A 6,395-nucleotide genomic window follows, 5' to 3' on the forward strand; every position below is an offset into this window, starting at 1 on the left:
TCGGGCTGTTAGCGTCTCACGAGAAAACTTTGGGAGATCGTCTCATGAATGCACTCAGCAGGAAGCTGATCGGGGCCGCAGTGTTCGGCACCGTCTCGCTGACCGCCGTCGGTGCCCAGGCTGCCGATATTTCCGGCGCCGGCTCGACCTTCGCCTATCCGATCCTCTCCAAGTGGGCCGAAGCCTACAAGGCGAAGGCCAGCATCGGCATGAACTACCAGTCGATCGGGTCGGGCGGCGGCATCAAGCAGATCAACGCCAAGACCGTCGATTTCGGCGCCACCGACATGCCGCTCGAGCAGAAGGATCTCGACGGTCCCGGCCTGGCCCAGTTCCCGATCATCATGGGCGGCATCGTTCCGGTCATCAACGTCAAGGGCATCGACGCCGGTAAGCTCAAGCTGACCGGCAAGATCCTGGCCGACATCTATCTCGGCACCATCACCAACTGGAACGACAAGCAGATCGCCGCGGTCAACCCGGGCCTGAAGCTGCCGGACCTGGCGATCGCGCCGGTCTATCGGTCGGACGGGTCGGGCACGACCTTCAACTTCACCTACTACCTGGCCGAGGAATCGCCGGCGTGGAAGGACAAGATCGGCGTCAATACCGCCGTGCAGTTCCCCTCGGGCATCGGCGGCAAGGGCAACGAAGGCGTTTCGGCCTTCACCAGCCGGACCGACGGCGCCATCGGCTATGTCGAATATGCCTACGCCAAGCAGAACAAGCTGGCCTACGCACTGGTCCAGAACAAGGATGGCGCGTTCCCAGAGCCGAACCTGAAGAGCTTCCAGGCGGCAGCGGCCAACGCCGATTGGGCCCATGCCGTGGGCTTCCGCGTGATCCTGGCCAACCAGCCGGGCAAGGACAGCTGGCCGATGACCGCCTCGACCTGGGCGCTCGTCTACAAGAACCAGGACAAGGCCGAGACCGGCAAGTCCGTGCTGACCTTCTTCGACTATGCCTACAAGAACGGCCAGCCGGCCGCCGAGGCGCTCGACTACGTCTCGATGCCCGAGAACGTGGTCAAGCTGATCGAAGACAGCTGGGCCAAGGACGTCAAGGGCGACGGCAAGCCGCTCTGGCCGTAACGGCCCGACCAAGCCGGGGTTTGAAAAGCGCGGGGGAAGGGCGGCTCATGCTACCCTTCCCCTTGCGTGCATGAGGAGCGAACGCGACCGTGGTCGATATTCCCAGCAGCGACAGCAGTCCCCGCCTGCGCGGCCCCCAGCATCTGTTCGATGGGTTGTTCCGCGGTGCCACGCTGTTCTTCGGATTATTCATCCTCCTGATCCTGGGGGGCGTGGCGGTCTCGCTCGTCGTCGGCTCGTCCACGGCGTTCAGCAAATTCGGCTTCGCGTTCCTGGTGACCGACACCTGGAACCCGGCGACCGACAAGTTCGGTGCGCTGGTGCCGATCTACGGCACGCTCGTGACGTCGGTCATCGCCATGGTCGTGGGTGTTCCCCTGAGCTTCGGCGTCGCGGTCTTCATTACCGAGCTGTGCCCGCCGCTCTTGAAGCGGCCGCTGTCGATCGCGATCGAGCTCCTGGCCGGCATCCCCAGCATCATCTACGGCATCTGGGGCCTGTTCGTGTTCGCACCCTTTCTGCAGGCCACCGTGCAGCCTTTCCTGATCCATACCCTGGGCGCGGTCCCGGTGCTGGGCGCGCTGTTCGCCGGGCCGCCGTTCGGCATCGGCATCCTGACCGCCGGCCTGATCCTGGCGATCATGGTGCTGCCGTTCATCTCGTCGATCATGCGCGACGTGTTCGAGACCGTGCCGCCGATGCTGCGCGAATCCGCCTACGGCCTCGGCTGCACGACCTGGGAAGTGGTCTGGCGCGTGGTGCTGCCCTACACCAAGGTCGGCGTGGTCGGCGGCATCATGCTGGGCCTGGGCCGCGCCATGGGCGAGACCATGGCCGTCACCTTCGTCATCGGCAACGCCCACCGCATCACCACCTCGCTGCTGGCGCCGGGCACGACGATCTCGTCCGCGCTCGCCAACGAGTTCACCGAGGCGTCGGGCGACACCTACCAATCGTCGCTGATCGCGCTCGGCCTGATCCTGTTCATCATCACCTTCATCGTGCTGGCGGCGGCGAAATACATGCTGATCCGCATGCAGCGCCAGGCGGGGAGCTGAGCCATGGCCAAGGACCTCGCGCGCTACGCCCGGCGCCGGCGCAAGAACTGGGTCATCCTCAGCCTGTCGCTGGTTGCCACCGGCATCGGCCTGTTCTTCCTGGGCGCCATTCTCTACGCGCTCCTGACCGAAGGCGTGGCCGCGATCCGGCCATCCCTGTTCACCCAGATGACGCCGGCGCCCGGCAGCGACGGCGGCTTGCTGAACGCGATCTACGGTTCGGCGATCATGACGCTCGTCGGCACCGTGGTCGGCACGCCGATCGGCATCCTGGTCGGGACCTATGTCGCGGAATACAGCCGCGGCAACAAGCTGGGCCAGACGATCCAGTTCATCAACGACGTGCTGCTGTCGGCGCCTTCGATCATCATCGGCCTGTTCGTCTATCAGCTGATGGTCGTGCCGATGGGCCATTTCTCCGGTTGGGCCGGCAGCATGACCTTGGCCATCCTGGTCGTGCCGGTGGTGACGCGCACCACGGTCGACATGCTGGTGCTGGTGCCGAACGCGTTGCGCGAGGCGGCGGCGGCGCTCGGCACGCCGAAATGGAAGATCACGGTTTCGGTCTGCTATCGCGCGGCGCGCCAGGGCATGCTGACCGGCATCATGCTGGCGGTCGCGCGCATCAGCGGTGAAACTGCACCCCTTCTCTTCACCGTGCTCTCCAACCAGTTCTGGAGCACGGACATGAACAAGTCGATCGCGAACCTTCCGGTGGTGATCTCGAATTTCGCGCTCAGCCCCTATCCGGACTGGCAGCGGCTCGCCTGGGGCGGGGCGCTGCTGATCACGCTGACGATCCTGATCCTGAATATCACCGCTCGGTCCCTCGCCTCTTTCGGTGGTGCCAAACAATGAGTTCGGAACCCATGAAGACGATCCCCGGCAATCAGGCCTTCGCCGATGCCACCAAGCCCACCCTCAGCACGACGCCCGTGCCGCCGACGCGCGATCCGGTCGCGGCCGGCCAACTGGTCGAGAAGATCCAGATCAAGGACCTGCGCTTCTACTACAAGAAGTTCGAAGCGTTGAAATCGATCAGCCTCAACCTCGCCGACAAGAAGGTCACCGCCTTCATCGGTCCGTCGGGCTGCGGCAAGTCGACCCTGCTGCGGGTGCTGAACCGCATGTATGCGCTCTATCCCGAGCAGCGGGCCGAGGGCGAGGTGCTGGTCGACGGCGCCAACATCCTCGATCCCAAGATCGACCTCAACCTGCTACGCGCCAAGATCGGCATGGTGTTCCAGAAGCCCACGCCGTTTCCGATGTCGATTTTCGACAACATTGCCTTCGGCATCAATCTGTACGAGGACCTGCCGCGTTCCGAGCTCGAGGACCGGGTGGAGCAGGCGCTGCGCAAGGCGGCACTCTGGACCGAGGTCAAGGACAAGCTGAAGCAATCGGGCCTGGGCCTGTCGGGTGGCCAGCAGCAGCGCCTGTGCATCGCGCGCGCCATCGCGGTCAAGCCCGAGATCCTGCTGCTGGACGAACCCTGCTCGGCACTGGATCCGATCTCGACTCAGAAGATCGAAGAGCTGATCTCGGAACTGAAGACCGACTATTGCATCGTCATCGTCACCCATTCGATGCAGCAGGCGGCGCGCAGCTCCGACTTCACGGCCTTCATGTACCTGGGCGAGCTGATCGAATTCAACGATACCGAGACGGTGTTCACGAACCCGCACAACAAGCGCACCGAAGACTACATCACCGGCCGGTTCGGCTGAGGAGCAGGCCATGCCTACCGATCACATCATGAAGAGCTACGACGAGGAACTGACCCGCCTCAACAACGCCATCATCCGCATGGGCGGATTGGCGGAGAGCCAGGTCGCCGCCGCGATCCAGGCGACGATCAAGCGCGACAGCGAACTCGCCCACGAGGTCGTGCAGAACGATGCGGCGGTCGACGCGCTCGAGGCCGAGGTCGAGGCGCTGGCCATGCGGCTCCTGGCACTGCGCCAGCCGATGGCCCGCGACCTGCGCGAAATCGTTTCGTCGCTCAAGATCGCGGCCGACCTCGAACGGATCTGCGACTATGCCGCGAACGTGGCCAAGCGCTCGATCGCGCTCAATCAGGCGCCGGTCGCGAAGCCGGTCTACGCCATTCCGCGCATGGGCAAGCTGGCCCAGGCGCTGATCAAGGACGTGCTCGACGCCTACGTGCAGGGCGATGCCGACAAGGCCATGCACGTCTGGCTGAGCGACGAGGAACTGGACGAGCTCTACACCAGCCTGTTCCGCGAGCTGCTGACCTACATGATGGAAGATCCGCGCAGCATCACCGCCGGCACGCATCTGCTGTTCATGGCCAAGAACATCGAGCGGATCGGCGACCACGCGACCAATATCGCCGAGACGATCTATTACCTGATTCACGGCAAGCCGCTGAAGGAGACCCGGCCCAAGCGCGACCGGTCCAGCTCCTCCGTGGTCCTTCCGGGCCCGATGGCGGTCGCCACCAACGAGAGCGAGCACGAGGCGAAATGAAGCCCCTGGTCATGATCGTCGAGGACGAGGCCCCCCTCGTCACCCTGCTGAAGTACAACCTGGAAAAGGAAGGCTTCGGCGTCTGCGAGGCGACCGATGGCGAGGATGCCCTGGTCCAGATCGCCGAGCGCAAGCCGGACGTCGTGCTGCTCGACTGGATGCTGCCGCTGGTCTCGGGCATCGAGGTCTGCCGCCAGATCCGCCGCTCGCCGGCGTCCCGCACCCTGCCGGTCATCATGCTGACCGCGCGCGGCGAGGAAACCGACAAGATCCGCGGCCTGAACAGCGGCGCCGACGATTACATCACCAAGCCGTTCAGCCCGTCGGAGCTGATCGCCCGGGTGCGCGCCGTGATGCGGCGGGCCAAGCCCGACAGTGCCGAAGAGACCCTGTCCTTCGCCGACGTCTCGATGGATCTGGCAGCCCATCGTGTGACCCGCGGCGGTCGCCCAATCCACTTGGGCCCGACCGAGTTCCGCCTGCTGCGTTTCCTGCTGGAGCATCCGGGCCGGGTGTTCTCGCGCGAACAGTTGCTGGATGCGGTCTGGGGCCACGACGTCTATGTCGAGCCGCGCACTGTCGACGTGCACATTCGCCGTCTGCGCAAGGCGCTGAACGGGCCGACCGAGATCGACATCATCCGCACCGTCCGTTCCGCGGGCTACGCACTGGACGAAGCGCGGGATTGACCGCATTACGCAAGGGGCCGGGCATCCCCGGCCGGCTCCTCCGCCAGGCCTTCCTGCCGGCGCAGCATGAGCCACGCCAGCAGCACGAGACCGGGCAGCGGAAGTCCGATCGAAATGATGAAGAACCATAGCCAGCCGAGCCAATCGGCGACCGCCCCGCCGGCGGAAACGAAGAAGTTGCGGGCGAACGCCGCCAGCGCCGACAGCAGCGCATATTGCGTAGCCGTGTAGGTGCGGCTGCACAAAGCCGATAGGTAAGCGACGAACGCCGCCGATCCGATCCCGCCGGCGATGTTTTCGAAGGCGATGGTCAGGGTCAGCAGGGTCAGATCATGGCCGGCGAGCGCCTGCAGCACATACATGGCGTTGGACCCCATCTGCAGGATCGCGCCGATCAGCAGGGTTTTGAAGGTCCCGAACCGATAGACCAGCGCGCCGCCCAGGGCGATACCGCCGATCGTGGCGATGACGCCGAACACCTTGCTGATGCCGGCGATCTCGCCCAGAGAGAAGCCGAGCGAACGATACAGCAGATTGGCGTAATGGCCGGTTACCGCGTCGGCCATCTTGTAGACTAAAACGAAGACCAGGATGCCGATCCAGCCGCGATGCCGGGCGAAATCACGGAACGGGGCCAGCACCGTCGCCGCGAAGCCGCCGCGCGGCGGCCGGTCGACCGTGGGCTCGGCCGTGGCGAGCACGGTCGCCACGCCGACCAGCATCAACCCGGCCATGATCCGATAGGCGATCTGCCAGCCCCAGGCCTCGGCGGCATAGAGCGCGCCGGCACCGGCCGCGATCATGCCCAGGCGATAGCCGAACTGGGTCGCGGCCGCGCCGGCACCCTGCTCCTCTGGTAATAACAGCTCGACGCGATAGGCATCGACGACGATGTCCTGGCTGGCCGAGAAGAAGGCGACGAGCACGGCCATCGCCGCCGTCGCGACCGGTGCCGTCGCCGGGTCGGTCAGGCTGATGCCGACCAGACTGGCGGCGACGCCGATCTGGAACAGCAGCGCCCAGGACCGGCGCCGGCCGAGGAGCGCGGTCAGGCCGGGAATACCCAG

At 65.2% G+C, this 6,395-nt stretch carries 7 protein-coding genes; 6 read left to right on the forward strand and 1 reads right to left on the reverse strand.

Going from position 1 to position 6,395, the window contains the following annotated elements; genetic code table 11:
• The first annotated feature begins 44 nt into the window (after window positions 1-44).
• The 6 genes from pstS to phoB all read left to right on the forward strand — a co-directional run bounded on the left by pstS (window position 45) and on the right by phoB (window position 5,328).
• Window positions 45-1,091, forward strand: a complete 1,047-nt coding sequence (gene pstS / locus VGV37_RS04230) for a phosphate ABC transporter substrate-binding protein PstS (protein WP_326878370.1) — start codon at window positions 45-47, stop codon at window positions 1,089-1,091.
• A gap of 89 nt (window positions 1,092-1,180) precedes the next feature.
• Window positions 1,181-2,149, forward strand: a complete 969-nt coding sequence (pstC, locus tag VGV37_RS04235; protein ID WP_326878371.1) for a phosphate ABC transporter permease subunit PstC — start codon at window positions 1,181-1,183, stop codon at window positions 2,147-2,149.
• Between the two features lie 3 nt (window positions 2,150-2,152).
• Window positions 2,153-3,007 (forward strand): phosphate ABC transporter permease PstA, encoded by an 855-nt coding sequence (pstA, locus tag VGV37_RS04240; protein WP_326878372.1) that lies wholly within the window; start codon window positions 2,153-2,155, stop codon window positions 3,005-3,007.
• A 113-nt stretch (window positions 3,008-3,120) separates the two neighbouring features.
• The gene (pstB, locus tag VGV37_RS04245) at window positions 3,121-3,876 is read left to right on the forward strand and encodes a phosphate ABC transporter ATP-binding protein PstB (protein WP_414637918.1); all 756 of its coding nucleotides are present in this window, start codon (window positions 3,121-3,123) and stop codon (window positions 3,874-3,876) included.
• Window positions 3,877-3,886: 10 nt separating this feature from the next.
• Complete coding sequence (gene phoU, locus VGV37_RS04250) at window positions 3,887-4,639, forward strand: phosphate signaling complex protein PhoU (protein WP_326878374.1); 753 nt, start codon at window positions 3,887-3,889, stop codon at window positions 4,637-4,639.
• A complete protein-coding gene (gene phoB, locus VGV37_RS04255) occupies window positions 4,636-5,328 on the forward strand; it encodes a phosphate regulon transcriptional regulator PhoB (protein ID WP_326878375.1) in 693 nt (230 codons plus the stop codon). The genes phoU and phoB overlap by 4 nt, the downstream gene beginning before the upstream one ends.
• 5 nt (window positions 5,329-5,333) lie before the next feature.
• Here the strand turns inward: phoB and VGV37_RS04260 are convergent.
• Window positions 5,334-6,395, reverse strand: a 1,062-nt coding sequence (locus VGV37_RS04260) for an AmpG family muropeptide MFS transporter (protein ID WP_326878376.1), incomplete at its 5' end; no start/stop codon positions are given.

The sequence above is a fragment of the Aliidongia sp. genome, from assembly GCF_035943795.1.
In the GTDB taxonomy this organism is placed as follows: domain Bacteria; phylum Pseudomonadota; class Alphaproteobacteria; order ATCC43930; family CGMCC-115725; genus Aliidongia.

Bases quoted from the DNA above. Each gene is read 5' to 3' on its own strand.
- pstA (WP_326878372.1), top strand. From the start codon at position 2,153: ATGGCCAAGGACCTCGCGCGCTACGCCCGGCGCCGGCGCAAGAACTGG.
- phoU (WP_326878374.1), top strand. From the start codon at position 3,887: ATGCCTACCGATCACATCATGAAGAGCTACGACGAGGAACTGACCCGC.
- phoB (WP_326878375.1), top strand. From the start codon at position 4,636: ATGAAGCCCCTGGTCATGATCGTCGAGGACGAGGCCCCCCTCGTCACC.
- pstS (WP_326878370.1), top strand. From the start codon at position 45: ATGAATGCACTCAGCAGGAAGCTGATCGGGGCCGCAGTGTTCGGCACC.